Source organism: Pseudorhodoplanes sp., from assembly GCF_035565855.1.
Lineage (GTDB): Bacteria > Pseudomonadota > Alphaproteobacteria > Rhizobiales > Xanthobacteraceae > Pseudorhodoplanes.
The window spans coordinates 11,435-34,741 of the sequence record NZ_DATMRX010000181.1 but is presented as its reverse complement, the minus strand read 5'-3'; the positions used below and the strand labels follow the sequence as shown (position 1 = coordinate 34,741).

Here is a 23,307-nt window from a genome sequence, read left to right as displayed (position 1 = left end):
CCTGAGTCCGTCGACCGATGCTGCGCTCACTGCACCGGTTTGTGACTGTATTCGGGTGTGGTGACCTTGAGTGTGCGCCGCACAGGGAACAGCACCAGCCCCCAGCGATCCGACACATAGCCCCAGATCCCCTTGGGCGCGAACAGCATGATGACGATCGCCAGCGCACCGAGAAGAATGAGATACCAGGTGCCGTAACTCGAGAGGTAGGTCTGCATCAGATAGAAGATGATGACACCGATGATCGGACCTTCAATGGTGCCGATGCCGCCGATCACCACAATGAAGATGACGTAGGCAGTCCAGTCGAGCACCGAGAACGCGGCATCCGGCGAGATGCGCGCCTTCTGCAGATAGATCAGCGCGCCGACCATCCCTGTGCCGACCGCGGCGAACACATAGACCCAGAATTTGGTGCGGAAATTGTCGATTCCGACGCTCTCGGCGGCCGTCTCTGAATCGCGGATCGCGGCAAGCGCAAGTCCGCGTCGCGATCGCAGGATCCAGTAGACCGCGAAGACCGTGCCGACGACGAGCGCGAGCGCTATCCAGTAGGTGACGATGTCGCGTGCGGCCGGCGTGCGCAGTTCGAATACGGACTTGACCCAGTCGATGCCGAAGACGCCGTTGGTGACAGACGGCGGCAGCGATGTGCCGGTGCCCCCGCCAAGCGATTTGAATTGCGCGAGAACGAGACGATAGACCTCCGCAACCACCCAGGTGCCGATGGCGAAATAGGCGCCGCGAAGGCGGAACACCACAAAGGCGGTGGGCACCGCGCATAAACCGGCAAACGCACCGGCCAGGATGATCGCGAGGATCGGATCGAGATCAATGAAGATCGTGAGTGCGAACAGGAGATAGGCGCCGAGGCCGACAAAGGCCTGCTGTCCGACCGAGACCAGCCCCGCATAACCCGCAAGCAGGTTCCAGTATTGCGCGAGCGCCAGCATGTAGAAGATGAAGATCATATCCTGGATCGCGTTGCGGCTTGCGATCGCCGGCAAGATGATCAGGAAGCCGACGAAAGCAGCCGCGAACACCGCCAGAAGCCGGCCGTATCCGCCGCCGATCCGGCTTTCATAGCGCCGATCGGACTGCGGGGCGTCGGGCGCAGGACGGCTGGCGCCATCCTTGTTCTGCTGCCAGCTCGCGACTTGCCAGAACAGATCCATCGCCGCGCCTCAATCGAACGCGCGCGGAAACAAACCGCGCGGCTTGAGAACGAGGACGATCAGGAACGCGATGTGACCGGACAGGATCTGCCATTCCGGGTCGATCGCGGCACCGATGGTCTGGGCGAGACCGATGATCATGCCTCCGATCAGCGTGCCCCAGAGGCTGCCGAGCCCGCCAATGATCACCGCCTCGAATGCGTAGATGAGCCGCGCCGGACCGATGGTCGGATCGAAATTGGCGCGCATGCCGAGATAGAGCGCGGCGATCGTCACCACGATCATGGCGATGCCCATCGCCATCGAAAAGATGCGTTTGTGGTCGATGCCCATCACCTGCGCGATTTCGAGGTCATCGGAGGTCGCGCGGAAGGCCCGGCCGAGTTCGGTGCGATAGAACAAGAGATTAAGCGCCATGATCACCACGATGGCCGACAGAAACGTGATCAGCGGCAACACGCCGAACGCCACCCCTCCCCCGAGCGAGATGGATGCGGTGCCGATTTCGCCGGAGCGCAACAACTGACTGTCGGCCGAAAAGGCTTCCATCAAACCGTTCTGGATGATGATCGACAGCCCGAAGGTCACCAGCAGCGGCGGCAGGAGATCGCGCCCCAATGTGCGGTTCAGCAACACATGCTGCAGGCCGAAGCCGATCGCAAACATGATCGGGATCGCGAACAGCGTCGCAAGGAAGGGATCGAAGCCAAGCCAGGCGCAAAGCGCCAGAATGACGAAGGCCGCGAGCACGATGAGGTCGCCATGCGCGAGATTGACGAGTCGCATGATGCCGAAGATCAGCGAAAGGCCCGCCGCAAACAGCGCATAGAGCCCGCCGAGCAGGACGCCCTGGATGATGGTGTTGATCCATTCCGCCATCGGCCAATCCGTCAGGAACCGAAATAGGCGTTGTGGATCTGATCGCGCGAGAGTTCGCGCGGTCGGCCGGACAGCGACAAGCGGCCCTCCTGGAAGCAATAGACCCGATCGGCAACCTGCAGCGCCTGCACGATATCCTGCTCGACGATGATCAGGCTCGTGCCCGCGGCCTTGATGCGCGGCAACGCCGCATAGATGTCGCGGATCACGATCGGCGCGAGCCCGAGGCTGATCTCGTCGCAGAGCAGCACCCGCGGATTGGAAATCAGCGCCCGTCCGATCGCCGCCATTTGCTGCTGTCCGCCGGACAATGTGGTGCTTGCGGCGTTGCGGCGTTCGCGCAGAACCGGGAACAGCCGGTAGATCTCGTCCAGCGTCCAGGGTCCGGGAGCCTGACGGCCATAGCGCCCGATCAGGAGATTCTCTTCCACCGAAAGCGAAGGAAACAGGCGCCGCCCCTCCGGCACGAGCGCGATGCCGAGCTTCATGATGGACGCGGCAGGCAGCGATCCGATCGGCTTGCCCTCGAACATGACGCTCTCGGGCTCATTGCGGATGAGACCCGCAATCGACTTCAGATAGGTCGACTTGCCTGCGCCATTGGCGCCGATGATGGCCACCGTCTCGCTTTGGTCGAGATGCGTGTCGATACCGTACAGCGCCTGGAAGTCGCCGTAGAAGGATCGCAGCGCCCGGGTTTCCAGCAGTGGCATTACGCCTCGATGCCCATATAGATCTGTCGCACCTCGGGCGAGTTCATCACGGTCCGCGGATGTCCTTCTGCGATCTTGCGTCCGAAATTGAGTACGGCAAGCCGGCCGACGACGGCAAGCAATGCGTGGACGACATGTTCGATCCACACAATCGTCGTGCCGTCGGCATGGATGCTACGAATGGTTTCGACCAACTCGCTGCATTCGCCTTCGGTCAGACCGCCCGCGATTTCGTCCAGCAGCAGCAATCGCGGTCCGGTGGCGAGCGCGCGCGCCATTTCGAGCCGCTTGCGTTCGAGAAGAGTGAGAGAGCCGGCCGGCACATTGGCGCGCGGCAGGAGATGGGTCAGGTCGAGAATGCGTCCACAGGCGTCGATCACGTCGCGCTCGTGCTTGCCCTGCCCATAGACGGCGCCGACCAGCAGATTTTCAAACACGGACAGCGTCTCGAACGGCTGCGGGATCTGGTACGAACGGCCGATCCCAGCGATACAGCGCCGGTGCTGCGGCACGCGCGTGATGTCCTGACCGTCCAGGCGGATAGTCCCCGACGCCGGCGACAAACCGCCCGCGATCAGATTGAAAAGCGACGTCTTGCCGGCGCCATTCGGCCCGATAATGCCGAGCGCCTCACCGGCCTCGACGGACAGGTCGATATTGTCGGCAACGACGACCGATCCGAAGGATTTTGAAACGCCTTGCAGTTCGAGCAGCATGGCGGAAGGATAAACAACGGCGGTGCGGCCAACACAAGGGCCGGATGGGGTCCCGGCCCTGCTCCGGGCGCTTCGGTAAACGGGCTGGACCGCGATGCGATACAGGCCGATCCCGCGCTTACGGGATCAGCCCGTGATCGGTCGCCGGGTTTATCCCTCTAGCCAACCGTGTGGACGCCAACGAAGCGTCCGGGTGTCGCGCGCCACAGCGTGTCGAAGACACGCATTCCTATGGCGCGCAGACCTGACCTCAGATCAGCCGATCGGCTCCATCTTGCCGCCGACGGGGATGTTCGGCGCGGTGCGATTGTCGGTAATCACGATGTCGAACCGCTTGCCGTCCTTGTTGAGGCGCCACTGGCCGCCGACGAGCGGCGTCTTGGCGACGTTCTTCGCAGCGAAAGGCGGCACGCCCTTGCCGTCCCAGCGTACCGGACCCGCAACCGTCTCCAGATTGGTCTTTTGGATGGCGTCCACGGTCGCTTTGGAATCGCCGATATCGGCGGTGCGCTTGAGCACATCGAGTCCGACCTCGAACAGCGAATGGATGAACCCGATCGGTTGCGTCCATTGCTTCTTGGTGGATTGCTCATAGGCATCGCCAAGCTGTTTCGCGCTCATGCCGTTCATTGACGACTTGAACGGATGGCTCGGCGACCACCACACCTCCGACGACAGGTTGTGACCGTCCTTCCCGAGCGCTTCCACAGCGACAGGGAACAGGATCGCCTTGCCGACAGACGCCGCCTTCGGCCTGAAACCCTGCTGCAGCGACTGCTTCCAGAACGTCGTGAAATCCGGTGGCAGCACGACACCGGTCAGGATCTCGGCATTGGCGCCCTTGAAGGCTGCGATCTGGGCCGAGAAATTGTCGGTGAGATTCTGGTAGCGGCCGGGATCGAACAGCTTGAAGCCGGCCTTGTCGAGCGCCGGCGGCAGACCGACCACCTTGTCGCCCCAGGCATTGCCGTCGGCATCGTTCGGGAAGAGGCCGCCGACGATCTTGTTGGTGTCGAGTTGGCTCCACATGTTGGTGAAGACGGCGATGACGTCTTCGAGACCCCAGAAATAGTGATAGGTGTAGTTGAACGGCTTCCAGGTCTTGGGATCGCCAGGATTGCCCTGCCGGCCGATGAAGTAAGGCTGCCACGGGCAATTGTTGGTGACGCAGGCCACCTCCTCGATCTCGCACTGGGTCGCGACCGGATTGGTGGTCTCCGGCGTGTTGGCCGACAGCATCAGGTCGATCTTGTCGCGGACGATCAGTTCCTTTGCGACCTCGGCGGCCCTGTTCGGATTGGACTGGCTGTCTCGCACCACGACTTCGATCGGCCGCGTCGTGTTGCCGACCTTGATGCCGCCCTTGGTCGCCTCGCGCACCTGGCCGAGCACGAAATTGTCCGCTTCCGCGAAGGCGGCGAGCGGCCCGGTCTGCGGCGAAACGAATCCGATCTTGATCGGCTTCTGCTGCGCGATGGCCGGCATATAGACGCCGCTCGAAGCGAGCGCCGCACTGCCGGCCGCGGAATATTTCAAAAGGGTGCGCCGGTCGATGCCACGGCGCGTGGTTTTGCTAGTCATCGCGAACCTCCCGATGAGTTGTTATGTTTCTGCGCGACAGCGCAGCCGAGCGTCATGCGCCGCAGATTCGGTGCATGCTCCCTGTTGCGGGATATTGTTCGTTAGCGGCTGCAACGTGTCAACGCCGCGCAGGATTGCGCGGCGAGACGTTAACGATTGCCCGGAAAATTTAGGGGCGCGCCTGTATCACGGTTCGGTACAGCTGACGCGGTTCATTCGGGGCGCGCCAGCGGTGGCTGGAATCGACGTCGCCAGGACCGACGACCTCGCGGTGCGCGGACCGCGTTCCACCACCCAGTACAGGCCAAGCCGGGCGCCCGCGACGATCGATACGATCGCGATGATGGAGCCGACCGACAGGGTCGAGACGCCGGTCACGCCTTGCCCGATGGTGCAGCCGAGCGCGGTAATCCCGCCGAAGCCCATCATGAAGGCACCGGCGACGCGGCGGCGGAATTCGGCGGCGCTCGCCGGGATCTGCCACCGGAAGGTGCCGTCGCTGATCGCGGCGACGAAGGCGCCGAACACAAAGCCGAGCACGGCGCCGATCGGAAAATCGAGCGAAAGCGCCGTGGAGAGCATGCCGTAAAGCAGCGTCTCGCCGAGCGGGCCAACGAAGGTGAAGGATTCGATCCGGCGCGTGTCGAACGAGTCATAGCCGACGATACCGGTCGCCCACCAGCCGCCGACGACAATGAGGCCGATCAGCAATCCGGTAATCGCAAAACGAGGCGTCGCACGAAACTCGCGATGAGCGAAGGCATAGACGGCGATGACAAGCCCGATCGCGATCGCGGCGATGGTGGCGCCCTGCCCGGTGAAGCCGGCAAGAAGCGGCAGCCGCTGCGTCGCGGTATTGCCGAGATCGACGGCGAGCGGATCGGTCACCGCAACACGCGCGATGCCAGTCAGGCCACGCATCGTCATCATGGCGGTCACGCCCATGACAAGGAACGTGAGCACCGCCCGCAGGTCACCGCCGCCGATCTGACGAAGCGTACCCATGCCGCAGGTGCCGTTCAGCGCCATGCCGAAGCCGAAGATCAGTCCGCCAAGGATCAGCGCGCCGAGTTCGAGCCGCGAACCGGTATAGATCGACTTGGTGAGATCGAGCTCGCCATGAGCCTCAAGGAGATGCACACCGACAACCGCCACCGCGATTGCAAGAAGCCAGCTGCGCAGGCGGCGGGTGTCATTGGCATAAACCGAATCCTCGATCGCGCCGAGCGTGCAGAAGCGGCCGCGTCGGGCCACGAAGCCGAACGCCGAGCCGAGCCCGAGGCCAAGCAGAAACCGCACGAGATTGAGCGAGAGATCGTCAAACATCGTTAGACCTTCGGCCCGCAGAACGCAGCATGCAGCGCTTCGATCACCTGGCGGACCTCAGGCCGGGCAACCGAGTAATAGATATTCTTGCCGTCGCGCCGCGTTTCCACGAGGTCGTCTGCGCGCAGACGCGCGAGCTGCTGTGACACCGCGGGTTGGCGCAGCTTGAGAAGCTGTTCGATTTCGGTGACCGACTTCTCGCCTTCGATCAGGAGGCACAGGATCACCAGACGGGCCTCGTGCGACAACGCCTTGAGGAATTCGCTGGCGGCCTGCGCATTCTGCAGCAGATCCTCGATATCGAGATCGGGCTTTTTGAGTTTGCGGGCCAGAGCGGTCGCCATGTTGTCGCTCCCAGGAGATACGACAATACATGCGTCAATCTGCAAGTATTTGAAAGGGATGGAACTTTCAAATTGCTTTCGGCCTAGAGCAAAAGCTTTTCCAAAACGCCCCAGAAAAAGAAATCACCTGCATATCCTTCGATCCGCGCTTTTTCCTTGCCGTTCTCAACCAAAACGAAGGTCGGGGTGAAGCGCACGGGACTCTTGAGTTCGACCGAATTGTCGCGGCCGCGATCAAGGTGAACCTGACGCAAGGGCAACGCCTTTCCGATATCGGTCTTCGGATAAATCGGGCCGATTTCGCGGTCCCAGGCCAGACAATACGGACACCCTGCCCGGCGATACATCACGAGTTCGGCTGCAAGAACCGGCGTCGCGGTGGCGAGCAATGCAACGACGGCAATGACGGCCCTCAGAATCCGCACCTTCGGCCCCTATGCAGCATCCGGTCCCGCACATATAATTGCGAAATTATGAATGCAACATCCCGATCGGTGTCGTTCACGCGCCGCGCCATTCTGGGCGGCGCCGCGGCCATGCTCGCGCCGCGGCCGACCTTTGCCTCGGAGCTGAAGCTGAATGACGACGGGCTCTACGTAAAACCGTGGTTCCTCGAGAGCCTTCTGGATCTCAATGATGATCTGAAGGACGCCACCGACAAGGGGAAGCGCCTCCTGATCATGTGGGAGCTCAAGGGCTGCCCCTATTGCAAGAAAATCCACGAGATCAATTTCGCGGACCCGGCGATCGAGGCCTTCATCAAGGACCGGTTCGAGCTTCTTCAACTCAACATCATCGGCGCGCGTGAGGTCACCGATTTCGATGGCGAGCGGCTTCCGGAAAAGGCCTTCGCGCGCAAATACGGGGTGCGCGGAACCCCGACCTTCCAGTTCTTCCCCGAACGCGGCGACGGGCTTGCGCAAAAGCAACCCGCAGCGCGCGAAGTCGCGCGCTGGCAGGGCTATATCGAGCCGAAGCCGTTCCTGGCCATGTTCAAGTTCGTGGCCGACAAGGCCTACGAGACGACAAGCCTCGCCGAGTATCTGAAGGCGAATAGCTAGCCCTGCTGCGGATAGACTGTGTCGACGACTTTCCGGAACTTGAGCGCGCCGGCCATCAGATTCTTCGTATTCCAGACAAAAGAAAGCGCAAATGGCATCGCGCCTTTTGCAATCGGCCGGAAAACGACGCTTTCACGAGCGAACGACTGAGCGAAAGGCGGCAGGAGTGCTATCCCGAATCCGGATGCTACATACCCGAGCTGCGCCAGCAACGTTGGCATCTCGTACTCGATCAACGGTGTTAAGCCCGCACGCGCAAACGCCCCGAGTGTGTTATCGTAGTGATATGGCGAGATGCTACGCGGCGGCAGGACGATCGGATACGAAGCGAGGTCCTGAAGCGTCACCGAACGCTTCCGAGCAATTGGCAAATGCTCCGGCATTGCGGCTAGAAACGAACCACTAACGAGGACTCGCCCGTCGATTGGAGCCTGCGGCCTCCCCTCCCAGACGAAACCAACGTCGATCTTGCGGTCAAGCAACTCGCCCAGCACGGCACTCGTGTGGGCTTCTCGAATGACGAGCTGGATTTGCGGATGAAGCGCTCGGAAGCGACGCGCAATCGCGGGAAATATCTCAAATAGCGAGGTCGGCGTGCATCCGACTGTTAGGTGGCCATGCTCCCCACGGCGTAGTCCCTTAAGAACATGGTCGATCCGCTCAGCTCGATTGAGGATATCGACTGCCTCCTTAAGCAGAAGGGCACCCTCTGGCGTCAGTGCGACATGACGCTTGGAGCGCTCGAATAGCTTGGCTCCGATCTTGTGCTCAAGCGCCTGAATGTGCTGGGTGAGCGGCGGTTGCGACATGCCCAGCTTTGCCGCCGCACGACCAAAATGAAGTTCGCGAGCCACCGACACGAAGCACGTAAGCTGCTTCAGGTCCCACTTGAGATAATTCATTCCCCTCGCACGTCCCCTCCTTCGCCCGCCTTAATACGGGACGCATATCACATCAATAGCGGATCAGTATTGGACGTCGACCCGCCGATTGAACAGAAGCAGACGAGAGTGCAGTGAAGGAGCATATGATGACTGCCCCCCTCGATCATCGTAAGAGTGGCGGAATCCTGCCGGACTCCAAAATTAGAGCCACTCCGGCACCGATCAATCCTGACTCGATCGCCAGTCTGAGGCAGATCAACGATCTCAGCAGTACCGTTTCCGACGTGCTCGACCATCTCGGAGTGATCAGCTGTGTGGGGGCCTCAATCCTGCGTCCGACCATTGTCGGCAAGACTGTAGTCGGCCGCGCCATCACCGTGCGGAACGTGCCGCAAAAGCGTAGTTCGTACCTCAATGCCGAGGAAGACCTCTCACTCATGAACGAACTCGAAGGTATCAACCAGTCTTCGCCGGGGGACGTGCTGGTCATCCAGGGGGTGCCCAACGTCTCAAACATGGGTGGGATGGTTGCTACAATTGCCAAACACCACGGTCTCGTCGGCGCCGTCGTCGATGGAGGCGTCCGCGATGTTGGACGGTCGCGCGCGAACGATTTCCCCGTCTGGTCTCGCGACATTTCGCCAATTACAGGCAAGTATCGCTGCGTGACCGAAGAGGTCAACGGAACCATCAATGTTTGTGGCGTGACGGTCAACGCCGGCGATCTGGTGGTCGCAGACGAAACCGGCGTTTGTTTTGTGCCGCAACAATACATCAATGATGTGCTCGCCGCTTGCCGCAAGATCGACGACGTCGAAAAGGAATGGCTTCAGGATTGCGAACGTGGACTATCGATCCCCGACATCATGAAGAAGGTCTACAAGCAGCTCCGCGACAAGTGAGGCGCGCGGGAGCGCTTGTTTGAAATGGGAAGGCACATTCATGCCAACTTTGAAGAGAATCGCTGCTGGATTTCTCGCGACTCTAACCGTGGTCACCGTTGCTTTCGGACAGAGTGCCGCTGCGGAGAATGAGTCATATCCGACTCGATCGATTGAACTGGTCGTGCCTTTCCCTGCCGGAGGCTCCGACGCTGTTCCTCGACGATTCGGGCAGTACATGAGCGAAAAGCTCGGGCAACCGGTCGTCATCATGAACAAGCCCGGTGCCAGCAGTATCATTGCCTCGCGCGCCGTGATCGCGTCGAAGCCTGACGGCCACACGTTATACGTTGCTACTCCGACCGAGCTCGCTGCGAATCCCAGCCTGTTCGAAACCGTCCCGTTCGATGCGCTGACTGACCTGACGCCGATTTCGTTGTTGGCTCAGACACCGTTTGTTCTGCTCGCCCGGGATAAAGCACCCTTCAAGAACTATGACGAGCTGATTGCATTCGCCAAAGCAAATCCGGGCAAGGTCTCGATTGGTACGTTTGGCGCCGGATCGCCGCCGGACTTGATCGCTCGGGAGTTTCAGCGCGCGGCCGGAATCGAGTTTCAGATGATCCCCTATCAGGGGGGCTCTCAGGTACTAACGGGTCTATTGCGCGGCGACATTGACCTTGGGGTTCTCACGCTCATTCCGACCCGTGGGCCGATTGAGAACAAGTCCATCCACCCAATCGCAATCACCTTGGACAAGCGTGCGCCCCTTATTCCCCAGACACCGACCTTCTCCGAAAAAGGTGTGAAGATCACTGCAGGCGGCGGCTGGGCGCTCATGGGTCCAAAGAACCTGCCGAAGCCGATCGTTGAAAAGCTTCACCAGGTCGCGGTTGCGATGGTGCAGGATCCGGAGATCGTGAAGTATCTTCAGGGACTGAATATCGTGCCTGTGGGCTCTAGTCCCGATGAACTGGCAAATTCGCTCAGGGCCGAAACCAAGTATTGGGCCGAGACGATTCCTCAACTCGGACTTGGTAAGAGGAAGGAATAGATGGAAGCGCCGCGCAGTCTGTCTGCGCGGCGCAATCTTTATCTAATCCCCTATCCCACCTTCAGATAGGCAAAGCCCTTGCCCTGCAATTCGGCGACGGTCGCAACGCCCGACGGCACGAATTTCAGGTAGTCGCCGTCGCGGGTCTTGGCCATATCGATCTTCTGGCGCTTGTAAGTGATCTCGCACAGATAGCCCTCGACCCCGAACTTGGTCAGGCCGACGAAGCGCTTGTAGATGTCCTCGTCGATCTTGTCGTTCTCCCAGGGCGTGCCGGACCGGTCGGCGAGGAAGAACTTGATGCCGGGGCCGTGCGCCACGATCACGAGCTTCACCCGCATCGGATCGAACTCGTAGGCCGACAAATGATTGTTCATGTTGGTCAGCATCTGCGAGAAGCGCTGAACGTCACCGAAGTCGCAATGATAAAGGCATGCGACGTCGGTATCCTTCTTGAGTTCGCTCATGTTGAGCTTGGCGGGCGCTGCGACGACGCGCGAGGCGCCGAGCGCGGCACCCGATAGGGCCAGCGCACCGATGAAACCGCGCCGGCTCATTTTCGACGGGGTCATGTGTCTCTCCATGGAATGCGGCCGGCACGATGATCGCGCCGGCCCCTGAAAATTCTCGTGAGCGTCAGTCCTTGTTGACTGGACTGTCCGGGCTCATCAGCAGCGCCACAGCATCCTTGATCTGCTCGATGGTCAATACTTTATTCGTGCCGAACCGTGGCATATTCGAACACGGCAAGGCGGAGTGAGAGTTATAAATTTTCTCGTACACCGCCTTCACGTCGGCTTCCTTGTAGTCGCGCAGCTTTCCGTACTGGTAGAGGCTTGGACCAAGGGTACCGTAGCTCACCTCCTGTTTCGACACCTGATGGCAGGCATAGCAATTGCCGCCATTGGCGCGCGTTGCAGGATAGTCGGTGAAGCGAAGGCCATAGCCGTTTTGCGCCAGCGCTTCTCCCTTCTTCCAATCGCCGATGAACTTGCCGTCGGCGGGATACTCGATCGTCGCCTTCTCGCGCTTCTGGATCGCCTCGGCCATTTCCTTTGGCGGATTATTCCGTGTCGCCGAGCACTGTTTCATGGTCTCGTCCTGCGACAGCCGCGGGACGAACTCTTCGGGCGCGCCCGGAAACGCGGCCTTGACGGCTGCATCCGCCGCGCCGGGCGGAACCGTGGATTTTTGCTGCGCGATCGCAGCGGAGCCGGCAAACACGGCGGCAGCAAACAGAACGAAAGGAAGCTTCTTCATGATGTTTGTCCTTTCGTTCGCTTAGCGCTTCAGGCCGGGAGCGGCAATCTCACCGCCCTGCGCCTGCTTCACGAGATAGGCGATCAGCGCAACGCTCGCATCCGAGCCGAGCTGAATTTGCGGCAGCCGCATTTGCCAGAAGCAGTCATACAGGCGGTGCTGCATGGTCATGATCTGAGCCGTCGACACGCGATAGGCTGGCCATTCGCCGACCACCTTGCGGGCTTCCTTGGAGTCGGCAAGGTGCGGCAGGCCCTGCAGGCGGATGCGCAAGCCTTCCGCCGCATGACAGGTAGCGCAGGAAAAATCCATGGGCCCCGAGCGGCGGAAGAATAACTCTTCACCAAGCGCGGCAGCTTCCTGCTCCTTGGGGTGATCGAATTTTCCGGAGAATTTCTGTCCCGCCGACTGATTGGCGACCCATGTTGCGATCGCACCGAGTTCCCTGACCGGCTGGCCGCCGCCCGGATGCGGGCGTTTGACAAGATCGGCGGAATTGAAGCCCTGAAGCTTCTCCATGCACCAGAGCAGCCGCGTCTCCACGTCCATGACGCGGTCCGCGTCCTTGAAATAGCGCGGCAATTCGGCGAACGCGCCCTCGACGACGCCCGGCCCCTTGCCGAGATCGCATTGTTCCAGCGTGACATTCTTCGGACCGCGCGCCGTCTTCCACAGCGCTTCGCCGCGATCGACATCGAGCAGACCCGGATTGCTCCAGGGATCTTCCTTGAGCATCTGCCGGTAGCGTTCGATCGCCTTCTCGGTATCGGCATCCTGCGCAATCGCGACACCGATGACCGACAAGGCGCCGATGCAGACGGCGGCTGCCAAAGCTTTGCTGAATCTCACGCGCGTTCTCCCGCATTGTTCTGTACTTCGATATTGCCTGTACGAAGCAAGGGCCTTGAAGATCAAGCCGTGTTTGGAGAGCAGAATACATGCATTTCCTCGCATGAGAAACTTTTGCTCTTTGTGCGACGCAATGGAGAATAAACGTTGTGAGCGAGCGCTGAATTCGGTAAACACTTTCAACGCAATGAATATGTCCCGTGCTATAAGCGGACGATGGCGAGGAAACGTGAGGCAACGGCGCGCTTGCTGCCGGGCTCCTGTCGTGTAATCCGACGCCGTATTGAAGTCAGGCCTCGCGCCGCCCAGATGACGGCGACGCGTTCAGGAGAGGTTGAGATGAGCATTTCGATCACGCGCCGGCAGACATTGTTTGTGGGCGCCGCAGCGATTGCCGCCGCTGCCATGGGGCAATCGGTCGGGCCGGCCCATGCCGCCAACAACATCGATGAGCTGGCGAAGAAGTTCACCGGCGGCGCGGCGCCGGTCGAAGGCAAGGTGAAACTCGATCTGCCGGAAATCGCAGAAAACGGAAACACCGTGCCGATCACCGTGTCGGTCGAAAGCCCGATGACGGATGCCGATTACGTCAAGGAAGTGATCCTGCTCGCGGACGGCAATCCGAATGCCGGCGTCGCGACGTTCCACTTCAGTCCGGCGAGCGGCCTCGCGGAAGCCAACACCCGCATCCGTCTTGCGAATACGCAGAACATCGTCGCGATCGCCAAGACCAGCGACGGCAAATACTACACCGCCAAGAAGCAGGTGAAGGTCACGATCGGCGGCTGCGGCGGCTGAGTCATCGCACGCGTCGGCGGATCACCAGAGGTTCAGGAGATTTTGAAATGTCCACGCCCAAACCACGCATCAAGCTCGACAAGAAGGAAGCCAAGAAGGGCGACATCGTCGAGGTGAAGGCGCTCGTCTCGCATGTCATGGAAACCGGCCAGCGCAAGAGCGCGGACGGCAAGGTGATCCCGCGCAAGATCCTCAACAAGTTCACCTGCACGGTGAACGGCAAGGAAGTCTTCTCGGCGGATTTCGAGCCCGCAGTGTCGGCCAATCCCTACATCCAGTTCAAGTTCAAGGCTCAGGAGTCCGGCCCTGTCGTCCTGACATGGATCGACGACGACGGGTCCAAGATCGTCGGCGAAGACAGCATCAAGGTTCTCTGACGAGAGGACGGACATCCGTTTCGGCGTCTGTGGGCTCGGAACGGCTGATCGCCTGATGGACCGAGAACCGAAGAGGGCATGATGCTTTCAAGGCGCGACTTCCTTCAGGTGGCCGCCGCAACAGCGGCGATCCTGCCGGCGGGCTGGACATCCGCCCTCGCCCAGCAGCGCCTCACGCAAGCTGACCTCCTGCGCTTCGAGCCGCTCGGCAATGTCACGCTGGTGCACATTGCCGACATCCATGCCCAGCTTCGGCCCGTCTATTTCCGCGAGCCCTCGATCAATCTCGGCACTGGTGACGTGAAGGGGCTTGTCCCCCACATCACCGGCAAGGCCCTGCTCGACTATTACGGGATTCCCGCTGGAACGCCGGAAGCCTATGCGCTCGCCTATCCGGACTTCGTTGCGCTGGCGAAGGGCTACGGCAAGCTCGGCGGGCTCGACAGGATCGCAACCGTTCTCAAGAGCATTCGCGCCGAACGCGGCGACCGCGTGCTGTTCCTCGACGGCGGCGACACCTGGCAGAACAGCTATACCGCGCTGCAGTCCAAGGGCCAGGATATGGTCGACTGCATGGCGATGCTGAAGCCCGATGCGATGACCGGCCATTGGGAATTCACGCTCGGCACCGACCGCGTGAAAGAGCTGGTCGAGGGTCTCGACTTTCCGTTCCTCGCGCAGAACATGCGCGACACCGAATGGGACGAGCCCGCCTTCAAGCCGTCGGCGATGTTCGAGCGCGGCGGCGTCAAGGTGGCGGTGATCGGCCAGGCATTTCCCTACACCCCAATCGCGAACCCGCGCTGGATGATCCCGAACTGGTCGTTCGGAATCCGGGAAGACGGTTTGCGGGCCAATGTCGAGAAAGTTCGAAAGGACGGCGCCCAGCTTGTGGTGCTCTTGTCCCACAACGGCTTCGATGTCGACCGCAAGCTCGCATCGCGCGTCTCCGGCATCGACGTCATTCTGACCGGACACACCCACGATGCCCTCCCCGACGTCGTGAAGGTCGGCAAGACCCTGCTCGTGGCGTCAGGCAGTCACGGCAAATTCGTCTCGCGGCTCGATCTCGACGTGCGTGATGGCGAGGTCAAAGGCCATCGCTTCAGACTGATCCCTATCTTCTCCGATGTAATTGCGCCCGATCCAGAGGTCGCGGCGAAGATCGACGCCATCCGCAAACCGCACGAGGCCATGCTGGGCGAAAGCCTGGCGCGCACCGACACGCTCCTGTACCGGCGTGGCAATTTCAACGGCACGCTCGACGACGTGATCTGCGACGCGCTGCTATCGGAGCGCGATGCCGAAATTGCGCTGTCGCCAGGATTCCGCTGGGGCTCTTCGCTGCTGCCCGGTCAGGACATCACGCGCGAGGATATCTACAACGCCACCGCCATCACCTATCCGAACGCCTACCGCATGACGATGACCGGCGCGCGGCTCAAGGAGATCATGGAGGACGTCGCCGACAACCTGTTCTACCCCGATCCCTATTATCAGCAGGGCGGAGACATGGTCCGAGTGGGCGGCCTTTCCTACACGATCGATATCGGGAAGCCGGGAGGACAGCGGATCTCCGACATGACCCTCCTTCGCACCGGCAAGCCGCTCGAGGCGCAGCGCGAATACACGGTCGCCGGCTGGGCCAGCGTCAATGAGGGCACCGAGGGTCCGCCGATCTGGGACGTGGTGGCGAGCTATCTGCAGAGGACCAAGGTCGTAGCTCCGAAAGAGCTCGCCAATGTGCGCGTCGTCGGCGCGTAAAAGGCCATGGGCGCATAAAAAATTTGACCAAACACATGCACACATATGCATTATTTAAAGTGACCCGGAACGGAGGTTTCGCATGACCGACCGCCACGCTTCGCGCCGGGACTTGCTGCGCGCGGGTCTCGCTACGGGTGGCCTTCTCGTTGCCGGTGCGGCGGGAGCAGGTCCGCAGAAGGGCAATCCTGCCAATCAGCCGCCGAACGTTCCGGACTGGACACGCAATCTCGGCGAAGGCGTCGCGGTTCGTAGCTATGGCAAGCCGTCTGAGTTCGAAAAGGACATCATCCGCCGCGACGTGGAATGGCTCACCGCGTCGCGTGAAAGCTCGGTCAGCTTCACCCCGCTTCATGCGCTCGACGGACCGATCACGCCGAACGGGCTGTGCTTCGAGCGCCACCATTCCGGTATCGCCGAAGTGGACCCGGCCGACTACCGCTTGATCCTGCACGGGCTCGTCGACAAGCCGCTGATCTTCACGCTTGACGACATCAAGCGCATGCCGCGCGTCAATCGTCCGTATTTTTGTGAATGCGCGGCGAATTCCGGCATGGAGTGGCGCGGCTCCCAACTCAATGGCTGCCAGTACACGCACGGCATGGTGCATTGCGTCATGTATACCGGTGTGCCGCTGAAGACGCTGCTCAACGAAGCCGGCATCAAGGCCAACGCGAAATGGCTGCTTCTGGAAGGCGGCGATTCCGCCGCGATGACGCGCTCGCTGCCGCTCGCCAAGGCGCTGGACGACGTGCTGATCGCCTATCGCATGAACGGTGAGATGCTCTATCCGGAGAACGGCTATCCGGTGCGCGCCGTCATTCCCGGCTGGGAAGCCAATATGTGGGTGAAGTGGCTGCGCCGCATCGAGGTCGGCGATCAGCCCTGGCATCATCGCGAAGAGACCTCGAAATACACGGACCTTCTCGAAAACGGCAAGGCGCGCCGCTTCACCTATGTGATGGACGCAAAGTCCGTGATCACCAGCCCCTCCCCGCAGGCGCCGCTCAATCACAAGTCCGGCTTCACCGTTCTGTCGGGTCTCGCCTGGTCGGGGCGCGGCAAGATCGGGCGGGTCGATGTCTCGCTCGACGGCGGACGCAACTGGCGCACCGCGCGCCTCGACGGTCCGGTGTGGGACAAGGCCCTCACCCGCTTCTATTACGAGTTCGATTGGGACGGCCGCGAATTGCTTCTGCAATCGCGCGCGATGGACGAGACCGGATACGTGCAACCGTCGAAAGCCGAGTTGCGCAAGGTGCGCGGCGTCAACTCGATCTACCACAACAACGGCATCCAGACCTGGCAACTGCACAAGAATGGCGAGGTGGAGAATGTCGAAATCTCGTGAGACCTGTCACGATCTTTCTTTCTTGCCGCTGCTGGCTGCGGCTTGCCTTATCTGTCTCGCCTGCTTTGCAGCCTTCGGTGCCGCCTTCGCTTCGGAGAAAAAGCTCGATATCGGGCGCGAGGCCACCGCCGAAGAGATTGCCGGCTGGGACATCGACATCCGCCCGGACGGCCATGGGCTGCCCGTCGGCAGGGGCACGGTGAAGCAAGGCGAGCCGCTTTACGTCGAGCGGTGTGCTGCATGCCACGGGGAGTTCGGCGAAAGCGCCGGACGCTGGCCGATCCTGTCCGGCGGCAACGGCACATTGGCGAGCCACGATCCGGTCAAGTCGGTCGGCTCCTATTGGCCCTATGCGTCGACGATCATCGACTATATCCGGCGGGCGATGCCGTTCGGCGCCTCTCAGACCCTGACGAATGACGAACTCTATGCCATCACCGCGTATGTTCTTTTTCTGAATGACATTGTGACTTCGGAAGATTTTGAGCTTAGTGACAAAAATTTTAGAACAATCAAGCTTCCCAACGAGCCCAATTTTTTCGATGATGACCGCGAGGTTGCGGAAAAAGCGTTCTGGCGCACGGACCCCTGCATGAGCAATTGCATATCGGGGGATGCCGTTGTCACCGGACGCGCCAAGGTTATTGACGTGACGCCCGATCCAGGCACGGGTCCGAAAGTGGAGTAGACGGATCAATGTTCGAGGGATGGCGTCAACGCGTGGCCAGCGGCGCAATCCTCTTAGCCCTGCCGGCCGCATGGCCCGTCATCCCTGCGACATCGTCGCATGCGTCTGGTGACCGCGCTCTCGGCCAATATCTGTCGTCGGAATGTGTCACCTGCCATCAATTGTCCGGACGGTTTGACGGCATTCCGCCGATTGTGGGATGGCCGGAGGAAACGTTCGTTCAGATCATGAACGAGTACAAGTCAAAGACGCGAAACCACCCCGTCATGCAAACCATCGCAGGACGGCTGTCACCAGAGGAGATCGCTGCGCTGGCTGCCTATTTCGGGAGCGTTGCTCCGGCACCGGTACAGCGCGAGGGAGGAAAGTCGTGAATACGAATCGCAGACAATTCATCGGCGGCGCCGGCGCGCTTGTGGCGACAGGTGCGCTGGCAGCGCCGGCGATCGCCCAGGCCAAACCGCGCGTCGTGGTCATCGGCGGCGGACCGGGCGGCGCGACGCTTGCCAAATACGTTGCCCGCGACTCGCAAGGCGCGATTCATGTCACGCTGATCGAGCCGCTGAAGGAATTCGTCACCTGCTTCCATTCCAATCTCTATCTCGGCGACTTCAGGCCCTACGATTCGATCACCCATAATTATTCCGGCCTCGCCAAATACGGTGTCACGCTGGTTCACGAACCGGCGGCGTTGATCAACCCGCAGACCAAGACGGTGCGGCTCGCGAGCCACACCACCCTGCCCTACGACCGGCTGGTGGTCGCACCCGGCATCGACATCAAGTTCGACTCGGTACCGGGCTATTCCGAGAAGGCCAGCGAGGTGATGCCGCATGCCTGGAAGCCCGGACCGCAAACCCAGCTCCTTAAGAAGCAGCTCGATTCGCTCGAGGACGGCGCGACCATCGTCATGATCGCCCCGCCGAATCCGTATCGCTGCCCGCCCGGACCTTACGAGCGCGTGTCGATGATGGCGCACGTCCTGAAGAAGAAGGGCCACACCAAGTCGCGCATCATCGTGCTTGATCCCAAACCCAGTTTCTCGAAGCAGGCGCTGTTCTCCGAAGGATGGGAAAAGTATTACCCGGGCATGATCGAATGGCAGGACCCGAAGATGCATGGCGGCATCAAGGGGGTTGATCCGTCGACCATGACCGTGAAGACCGATCTTGGGGAATACAAGGCGCAGCTCGTCAACGTGATCCCCGCGCAGATGGCTGGAAAGATCGCGCGCGATGCAGGGCTGACGAATGACAGCGGCTGGTGCCCGATCAAGCCCGAAAGCATGCAGTCGGCGAAGGATGCCAATATCTACGTCCTTGGCGATGCCAGCATCGCCGGAGACATGCCGAAATCGGCCTTCTCCGCCAACAGCCAGGCCAAGGTCGCGGCGATGGTGATCCGGGGTGAGCTGACCAAGTCTCCGACCTTCCCGCCTCGCTACACCAACACCTGCTGGAGCATGATCGAGACCGACGACACCGTCAAAGTCGGCGGCCGCTACGAGCCGAAGGACGGAAAGATCGCAGCGGTTGAGACCTTCATCTCCAAGACGGGAGAGGACGAGGATCTGCGCAAGCAGACCCAGGCCGAGAATATGGGCTGGTATCAGGGCATCATTGCCGACATCTTTGCCTGATGTCAGACGATACGATTGCCCGGCGTGAAACGGCGATGCGGCTGCAGCCGCATCGCCGTGCCGTTCTTGCGGGTCTGGGTACAGCGCTGGCCTGGCCGATCGTGGCAAGAGCCGCCACTGGCCCCGTCACGCGCAAGGTCGGCGCATTTGACGTCACCATCGTCAGCGACGGCACCTTGAACGTCCCGCTCTCGTTCTCGCTGCCCGAAACGCCCCCCGCCGACGTCGCGGCGCTCTTCAGGGCCCACGGCCTGCCCGAAAGCGGCTCACCGTCGCAGACCAATGCCGTGCTGATCTCGTCGGGCAGAGAACGCATCCTGATCGATGCCGGCTCGGGACCCGGATTTCAGCCGACTGCGGGCAAATTGCAGGACAATCTGGAAGCAGCGGGCATTGCACCCGACAGCATTACAAAGGTCGTCTTCACCCATTGTCATGCCGATCATCTCTGGGGCGTGATCGACGACTTCGGCGACGCCGAGCGTTTCCCGAATGCGACCTACGTCATCGGCGCTGCGGAATGGGATTTCTGGATACATCCCGAGACCGCCGCGCGTGTCCCCGATGCACTGAAGGGCATGGCGCTTGCGACGCGACGCATCCTGAAGACCATCGAAAAGAAGGTCGAACGCCGCAGGGACGGCGATCGTCTGGCACCAGCCGTGAGCTATCTCGCAACGCCCGGCCATACGCCGGGCCATATGGCGGTGCTGATCGAGGATGGCGGCCAGAGGATTCTTGTCGGCGGCGACGTTCTCACCCACACCGCCATCTCGTTCGCGCGGCCGGATTGGCGGATCGGCGCCGATTTGGATCGGGACCAGGGCATCGCGACCCGCAAGCGCCTCCTCGACCTCCTCGCACAGGATCGCATTCCCCTGATCGGGTTCCACATCGCCTGGCCGGGCCTCGGTGTGGTGGAACGCCAGGGCACGGGTTATCGTTTCTCCCCGCTCTGACTCGAATCAAACTTGAGGATCTCATGACCAGGATCGCCGCCGCACTCGTGATCTTTGCCGCACTCGGCGCGCCGGTGCAGGCCCAGGACGCCGCTGCCGGCGAGAAGGTCTTCGTGCAATGCCGCGCCTGCCATCAGGTCGGCGAAACCGCAAAGAACGCCGTCGGCCCGGTGCTCAATGGACTGTTCGGGCGGAAATCGGGAACGGTCGAGGGCTACAATTATTCCGACGCCAACAAGAATTCGGGTATCGTCTGGGACGAGGCAGTGTTCGCCGAATATATCCAGAACCCCCGCGCCAAGATTCCCGGCACCAAGATGATCTATGCCGGACTGAAAGACGAGAAGCGGATCAAGGATCTGACCGCCTTCCTCAAGCAATATGACAAGGACGGCAAGAAAGCCGCGCAATAGCTAGGGCCGCATCGGCGCGTAGCTGGTGAGCGTCGGATCGGCGAAGGCTGCCGCTTCCAGATGGCGGGGCACGATCACCCGTTGCCCTGCTTCGAAACTCGTGTTGCTGCCGACATCGTTGAGCTGTGCAACGGCCCACACCGGGACCGCGTAACGCTGCGCCACCGTCCGTACGTTGTCGCCCGGTTCGGTTCGGATGCCGACGCCCGAATCCCACAATTCAATGGGTTCGCCACGAGGCATGACGTAGCGGATCGGTACGGTCGGACCGTCGAGCTGGATCGGCAATGTCGAAATCTGCACGACCTTGGCGACGATCTTGTCCTGCAGACCGCGGATCTTGACCATGTTGACGTGCAGTACTTCCCAGTAATTGCGCAAGTCCACCGTCGAGAAATGCCCGCGGAAATCCGGCGCCGGGCGCACATAGCCGCCGCCGAAGAAATTCATCGACTGATAGATATTGATGAAGCGGTCGACATTGTTCGGGACCGTCGGCGCGCGGCGCGTTGGATCGAACGCAACGACGAGGCTCACCGGCACCCCGGCATTTTTCAGCTTCCAGGCAAACGCCAATGCGGCATCGCCGCCCGCGGAATGGCCCATCGCCATGATCGGCTGCGGGTTGCGTTTGTAGCGTGCGATTGCCTCGTCAGCGGGACCCGACCAGTTGATGTGGTTATAGGTCTCGGCATCGATGCCGCTCGCGGCGATCTTGTCGCGCAGATAGTCCATCTCGAAGGAGGCGAAGCGGCCGCCCATGCCGCGGAACACATAGGCCTTGCCGGTGGCGGCCTTCTTCGGCCCGAAGGCGCCGTCCGACGACAGGAAGCCCTCGAACGTGGAGAGCGACCCGCAACCCGAAAGCGTCGTGGCAACGAGACCTGCGAGCGCAAGTCGCGACAGCTTGAACATGCCTGGCCTTCCGGTCCCCCGCGCCGCCGTGCCGAATCCGGCGAAGCTTCCCAATGCAGCCGTCCGATCGAGCGGATCAAAGGCTCACTTCGTTAAGATTTTCCAAATATTCGAATGACGCTCGTGTAAGGCATTGATTGTGCTGACGTTTTTTCGCACTTCCGGCATGATCCGTCATAAGACAGCGGCACGTGAGCACCACAGATTCGCGCCGCTCTTCTGGCGTGGTGCTCCCCTTATGTGCGCCGCGTTGCGCTGAAATCGACGCCGGGCTGTACCCTCGCCCGATTGACCTCGCGCGCCGGGTGCCCTAAAGCCGCGCCTTCACCGCATCTCCCTCCGGGCCTGAATGACCGCCGCGCCGCGTATATCGTTCGTTTCGCTTGGCTGCCCCAAGGCGCTGGTGGATTCCGAACGCATCATCACGCGCCTGCGCGCGGAGGGCTACGAGCTTGCCCGCGGCCATGCCGGGGCGGACGTGACCATCGTCAATACCTGCGGCTTCCTCGATTCGGCGCAGGCGGAATCGCTTGCCGCGATTGGCGAGGCGATGGCGGAAAACGGCAAGGTGATCGTCACCGGCTGCATGGGCGCGGAACCTGAGAAGATCACGGCGCAATACCCGAACGTGCTCGCGATCAGCGGGCCGCAGCAATATGAAAGCGTGATGGAAGCGGTGCATCGCGCGCTGCCGCCGGTACACGAACCGTTCGTCGATCTCGTGCCGCCGCAGGGCCTCAAGCTCACGCCGCGGCATTACGCCTATCTGAAGATTTCCGAAGGCTGCAACAATCGCTGCACCTTCTGCATCATTCCGAAGCTCCGCGGCGACCTCGTGTCGCGACCCGCGGCCGATGTGCTGCGGGAAGCCGAGCGGCTGGTGAAGGCCGGCGTGAAGGAGCTCCTGGTCATCTCGCAGGACACCTCCGCCTATGGCGTCGACGTGAAATACGCGACGAGCCCCTGGCAGGATCGCGAGGTCCAGGCGAGGTTCGTGCCGCTCGCGCGCGAACTCGGTGAGCTCGGGGTCTGGGTGCGCCTGCATTACGTGTACCCCTACCCCCATGTCGATGAGGTCATCCCGCTGATGGCCGAGGGCAAGGTGCTGCCCTATCTCGACATCCCGTTCCAGCATGCGAGCCCGGATGTGCTCAGGCGCATGAAGCGTCCGGCTGCGCAGGAGAAGACCCTCGAACGCATCGCGCGCTGGCGCGAGATCTGTCCCGATCTCACGATCCGCTCGACCTTCATTGTCGGCTTCCCCGGCGAAACCGATGCCGATTTCCAGTTCCTGCTCGACTGGCTCGACGAAGCCGCGCTCGATCGCGTCGGCTGCTTCAAATACGAGCCGGTCGATGGCGCTATCTCGAATGCGCTCGACGGCGCGGTTCCAAAGGAGATCGCGGACGAGCGCTGGCACAGATTCATGCAGAAGCAGCAGACGATCTCGGCCCGCCGGCTGAAGCGCAAGGTCGGCACCCGCCAGCAGGTGCTGATCGATGAACTGACGCCGACTGGTGGCAAGGGTCGCAGCAAGGCCGACGCGCCGGACATCGACGGCGCCGTTCATGTGACGAGCCGCCGCCCTCTGCGGGTCGGCGAATTCGCCAACGTGAAGATCGAGCGCGCGGATGCGTACGATCTGTACGGGACCGTGGTGGGTTTCTAACCGAAACTGTC

General features: G+C 61.4%; 26 protein-coding genes. 13 read left to right on the top strand and 13 right to left on the bottom strand.

Features of this window, described 5'->3' with window-relative positions:
* Positions 1–26: 26 nt before the first annotated feature.
* The 8 genes from VN004_RS09995 to VN004_RS09960 all read right to left on the bottom strand — a co-directional run bounded on the left by VN004_RS09995 (position 27) and on the right by VN004_RS09960 (position 7,159).
* Positions 27–1,175: a branched-chain amino acid ABC transporter permease gene (locus VN004_RS09995; RefSeq protein ID WP_325609493.1), complete on the bottom strand. Its 1,149-nt coding sequence runs from the start codon at positions 1,173–1,175 to the stop codon at positions 27–29.
* A 9-nt stretch (positions 1,176–1,184) separates the two neighbouring features.
* Complete coding sequence (locus VN004_RS09990) at positions 1,185–2,054, bottom strand: branched-chain amino acid ABC transporter permease (protein WP_325609491.1); 870 nt, start codon at positions 2,052–2,054, stop codon at positions 1,185–1,187.
* A gap of 11 nt (positions 2,055–2,065) precedes the next feature.
* Positions 2,066–2,767 (bottom strand): ABC transporter ATP-binding protein, encoded by a 702-nt coding sequence (locus VN004_RS09985; RefSeq protein WP_325609489.1) that lies wholly within the window; start codon positions 2,765–2,767, stop codon positions 2,066–2,068.
* On the bottom strand, positions 2,767–3,483 hold the full coding sequence (locus tag VN004_RS09980; protein WP_325609487.1) for an ABC transporter ATP-binding protein: 717 nt from the start codon (positions 3,481–3,483) through the stop codon (positions 2,767–2,769). The genes VN004_RS09985 and VN004_RS09980 overlap by 1 nt, the downstream gene beginning before the upstream one ends.
* A 255-nt stretch (positions 3,484–3,738) precedes the next feature.
* Complete coding sequence (locus tag VN004_RS09975) at positions 3,739–5,064, bottom strand: ABC transporter substrate-binding protein (RefSeq protein ID WP_325609485.1); 1,326 nt, start codon at positions 5,062–5,064, stop codon at positions 3,739–3,741.
* 186 nt (positions 5,065–5,250) lie between these two features.
* Positions 5,251–6,390: a YeeE/YedE family protein gene (locus VN004_RS09970; RefSeq protein WP_325609483.1), complete on the bottom strand. Its 1,140-nt coding sequence runs from the start codon at positions 6,388–6,390 to the stop codon at positions 5,251–5,253.
* A gap of 2 nt (positions 6,391–6,392) precedes the next feature.
* Positions 6,393–6,734 (bottom strand): metalloregulator ArsR/SmtB family transcription factor, encoded by a 342-nt coding sequence (locus VN004_RS09965; RefSeq protein WP_325609481.1) that lies wholly within the window; start codon positions 6,732–6,734, stop codon positions 6,393–6,395.
* An 83-nt stretch (positions 6,735–6,817) separates the two neighbouring features.
* Positions 6,818–7,159: a thioredoxin family protein gene (locus tag VN004_RS09960; RefSeq protein ID WP_325609479.1), complete on the bottom strand. Its 342-nt coding sequence runs from the start codon at positions 7,157–7,159 to the stop codon at positions 6,818–6,820.
* Positions 7,160–7,207: 48 nt separating this feature from the next.
* Here VN004_RS09960 and VN004_RS09955 point away from each other — a divergent pair, with 48 nt between their 5' ends.
* Positions 7,208–7,795, top strand: a complete 588-nt coding sequence (locus tag VN004_RS09955; RefSeq protein WP_325609477.1) for a thioredoxin family protein — start codon at positions 7,208–7,210, stop codon at positions 7,793–7,795.
* Here the strand turns inward: VN004_RS09955 and VN004_RS09950 are convergent.
* Positions 7,792–8,697 (bottom strand): LysR family transcriptional regulator, encoded by a 906-nt coding sequence (locus VN004_RS09950; protein ID WP_325609475.1) that lies wholly within the window; start codon positions 8,695–8,697, stop codon positions 7,792–7,794. The genes VN004_RS09955 and VN004_RS09950 overlap by 4 nt on opposite strands.
* 128 nt (positions 8,698–8,825) lie before the next feature.
* Between VN004_RS09950 and VN004_RS09945 the strand changes: the two genes are divergently transcribed.
* Positions 8,826–9,581, top strand: a complete 756-nt coding sequence (locus tag VN004_RS09945; RefSeq protein ID WP_325609473.1) for an RraA family protein — start codon at positions 8,826–8,828, stop codon at positions 9,579–9,581.
* Positions 9,582–9,621: 40 nt separating this feature from the next.
* The gene (locus VN004_RS09940) at positions 9,622–10,614 is read left to right on the top strand and encodes a tripartite tricarboxylate transporter substrate binding protein (RefSeq protein ID WP_325609471.1); all 993 of its coding nucleotides are present in this window, start codon (positions 9,622–9,624) and stop codon (positions 10,612–10,614) included.
* A gap of 50 nt (positions 10,615–10,664) precedes the next feature.
* Here VN004_RS09940 and VN004_RS09935 read toward each other — a convergent pair whose 3' ends face one another.
* From VN004_RS09935 to soxA, 3 genes are all read right to left on the bottom strand, one after another.
* The gene (locus tag VN004_RS09935; RefSeq protein WP_325609469.1) at positions 10,665–11,186 is read right to left on the bottom strand and encodes a DsrE family protein; all 522 of its coding nucleotides are present in this window, start codon (positions 11,184–11,186) and stop codon (positions 10,665–10,667) included.
* Between the two features lie 64 nt (positions 11,187–11,250).
* Complete coding sequence (gene soxX, locus VN004_RS09930) at positions 11,251–11,874, bottom strand: sulfur oxidation c-type cytochrome SoxX (RefSeq protein WP_325609467.1); 624 nt, start codon at positions 11,872–11,874, stop codon at positions 11,251–11,253.
* A 21-nt stretch (positions 11,875–11,895) separates the two neighbouring features.
* On the bottom strand, positions 11,896–12,723 hold the full coding sequence (gene soxA, locus VN004_RS09925; RefSeq protein WP_325609465.1) for a sulfur oxidation c-type cytochrome SoxA: 828 nt from the start codon (positions 12,721–12,723) through the stop codon (positions 11,896–11,898).
* 339 nt (positions 12,724–13,062) lie between these two features.
* Between soxA and soxY the strand changes: the two genes are divergently transcribed.
* The 9 genes from soxY (at position 13,063) to VN004_RS09880 (ending at position 20,712) form a co-directional block, all read left to right on the top strand.
* Positions 13,063–13,521 (top strand): thiosulfate oxidation carrier protein SoxY, encoded by a 459-nt coding sequence (gene soxY, locus VN004_RS09920; protein ID WP_325609463.1) that lies wholly within the window; start codon positions 13,063–13,065, stop codon positions 13,519–13,521.
* Between the two features lie 47 nt (positions 13,522–13,568).
* On the top strand, positions 13,569–13,898 hold the full coding sequence (gene soxZ, locus VN004_RS09915) for a thiosulfate oxidation carrier complex protein SoxZ (RefSeq protein WP_325609461.1): 330 nt from the start codon (positions 13,569–13,571) through the stop codon (positions 13,896–13,898).
* 81 nt (positions 13,899–13,979) lie between these two features.
* Entirely contained in the window at positions 13,980–15,662 is a 1,683-nt protein-coding gene (gene soxB, locus VN004_RS09910; RefSeq protein ID WP_325609459.1) for a thiosulfohydrolase SoxB, read from the top strand.
* 82 nt (positions 15,663–15,744) lie between these two features.
* A complete protein-coding gene (soxC, locus tag VN004_RS09905; RefSeq protein WP_325609457.1) occupies positions 15,745–17,013 on the top strand; it encodes a sulfite dehydrogenase in 1,269 nt (422 codons plus the stop codon).
* Complete coding sequence (locus VN004_RS09900) at positions 16,997–17,701, top strand: cytochrome c (protein ID WP_325609455.1); 705 nt, start codon at positions 16,997–16,999, stop codon at positions 17,699–17,701. The genes soxC and VN004_RS09900 overlap by 17 nt, the downstream gene beginning before the upstream one ends.
* 8 nt (positions 17,702–17,709) lie before the next feature.
* A complete protein-coding gene (locus VN004_RS09895; RefSeq protein WP_325609453.1) occupies positions 17,710–18,075 on the top strand; it encodes a c-type cytochrome in 366 nt (121 codons plus the stop codon).
* The gene (locus VN004_RS09890) at positions 18,072–19,340 is read left to right on the top strand and encodes an FCSD flavin-binding domain-containing protein (protein WP_325609451.1); all 1,269 of its coding nucleotides are present in this window, start codon (positions 18,072–18,074) and stop codon (positions 19,338–19,340) included. Before VN004_RS09895 ends, VN004_RS09890 begins: the two co-directional genes overlap by 4 nt.
* Positions 19,340–20,299: an MBL fold metallo-hydrolase gene (locus VN004_RS09885; RefSeq protein WP_325609449.1), complete on the top strand. Its 960-nt coding sequence runs from the start codon at positions 19,340–19,342 to the stop codon at positions 20,297–20,299. Before VN004_RS09890 ends, VN004_RS09885 begins: the two co-directional genes overlap by 1 nt.
* 23 nt (positions 20,300–20,322) lie before the next feature.
* Positions 20,323–20,712 (top strand): cytochrome c family protein, encoded by a 390-nt coding sequence (locus tag VN004_RS09880; RefSeq protein ID WP_325609448.1) that lies wholly within the window; start codon positions 20,323–20,325, stop codon positions 20,710–20,712.
* On the opposite strand, the gene VN004_RS09875 is transcribed toward VN004_RS09880, so the two are convergent.
* The gene (locus VN004_RS09875; protein WP_325609446.1) at positions 20,713–21,627 is read right to left on the bottom strand and encodes a LysM peptidoglycan-binding domain-containing protein; all 915 of its coding nucleotides are present in this window, start codon (positions 21,625–21,627) and stop codon (positions 20,713–20,715) included.
* Positions 21,628–21,976: 349 nt separating this feature from the next.
* On the opposite strand from VN004_RS09875, the gene rimO reads away from it, so the two are divergent.
* On the top strand, positions 21,977–23,296 hold the full coding sequence (rimO, locus tag VN004_RS09870) for a 30S ribosomal protein S12 methylthiotransferase RimO (protein ID WP_325609443.1): 1,320 nt from the start codon (positions 21,977–21,979) through the stop codon (positions 23,294–23,296).
* Positions 23,297–23,307: the final 11 nt, after the last annotated feature.

Coding starts and splice junctions, on each gene's coding strand:
- VN004_RS09995 (WP_325609493.1), bottom strand. CDS start 1,175: ATGGATCTGTTCTGGCAAGTCGCGAGCTGGCAGCAGAACAAGGATGGC.
- VN004_RS09990 (WP_325609491.1), bottom strand. CDS start 2,054: ATGGCGGAATGGATCAACACCATCATCCAGGGCGTCCTGCTCGGCGGG.
- VN004_RS09985 (WP_325609489.1), bottom strand. CDS start 2,767: ATGCCACTGCTGGAAACCCGGGCGCTGCGATCCTTCTACGGCGACTTC.
- VN004_RS09980 (WP_325609487.1), bottom strand. CDS start 3,483: ATGCTGCTCGAACTGCAAGGCGTTTCAAAATCCTTCGGATCGGTCGTC.
- VN004_RS09975 (WP_325609485.1), bottom strand. CDS start 5,064: ATGACTAGCAAAACCACGCGCCGTGGCATCGACCGGCGCACCCTTTTG.
- VN004_RS09970 (WP_325609483.1), bottom strand. CDS start 6,390: ATGTTTGACGATCTCTCGCTCAATCTCGTGCGGTTTCTGCTTGGCCTC.
- VN004_RS09965 (WP_325609481.1), bottom strand. CDS start 6,734: ATGGCGACCGCTCTGGCCCGCAAACTCAAAAAGCCCGATCTCGATATC.
- VN004_RS09955 (WP_325609477.1), top strand. CDS start 7,208: ATGAATGCAACATCCCGATCGGTGTCGTTCACGCGCCGCGCCATTCTG.
- VN004_RS09950 (WP_325609475.1), bottom strand. CDS start 8,697: ATGAATTATCTCAAGTGGGACCTGAAGCAGCTTACGTGCTTCGTGTCG.
- VN004_RS09945 (WP_325609473.1), top strand. CDS start 8,826: ATGACTGCCCCCCTCGATCATCGTAAGAGTGGCGGAATCCTGCCGGAC.
- VN004_RS09940 (WP_325609471.1), top strand. CDS start 9,622: ATGCCAACTTTGAAGAGAATCGCTGCTGGATTTCTCGCGACTCTAACC.
- VN004_RS09935 (WP_325609469.1), bottom strand. CDS start 11,186: ATGACCCCGTCGAAAATGAGCCGGCGCGGTTTCATCGGTGCGCTGGCC.
- soxX (WP_325609467.1), bottom strand. CDS start 11,874: ATGAAGAAGCTTCCTTTCGTTCTGTTTGCTGCCGCCGTGTTTGCCGGC.
- soxY (WP_325609463.1), top strand. CDS start 13,063: ATGAGCATTTCGATCACGCGCCGGCAGACATTGTTTGTGGGCGCCGCA.
- soxZ (WP_325609461.1), top strand. CDS start 13,569: ATGTCCACGCCCAAACCACGCATCAAGCTCGACAAGAAGGAAGCCAAG.
- soxB (WP_325609459.1), top strand. CDS start 13,980: ATGCTTTCAAGGCGCGACTTCCTTCAGGTGGCCGCCGCAACAGCGGCG.
- soxC (WP_325609457.1), top strand. CDS start 15,745: ATGACCGACCGCCACGCTTCGCGCCGGGACTTGCTGCGCGCGGGTCTC.
- VN004_RS09900 (WP_325609455.1), top strand. CDS start 16,997: ATGTCGAAATCTCGTGAGACCTGTCACGATCTTTCTTTCTTGCCGCTG.
- VN004_RS09895 (WP_325609453.1), top strand. CDS start 17,710: ATGTTCGAGGGATGGCGTCAACGCGTGGCCAGCGGCGCAATCCTCTTA.
- VN004_RS09885 (WP_325609449.1), top strand. CDS start 19,340: ATGTCAGACGATACGATTGCCCGGCGTGAAACGGCGATGCGGCTGCAG.
- VN004_RS09880 (WP_325609448.1), top strand. CDS start 20,323: ATGACCAGGATCGCCGCCGCACTCGTGATCTTTGCCGCACTCGGCGCG.
- VN004_RS09875 (WP_325609446.1), bottom strand. CDS start 21,627: ATGTTCAAGCTGTCGCGACTTGCGCTCGCAGGTCTCGTTGCCACGACG.
- rimO (WP_325609443.1), top strand. CDS start 21,977: ATGACCGCCGCGCCGCGTATATCGTTCGTTTCGCTTGGCTGCCCCAAG.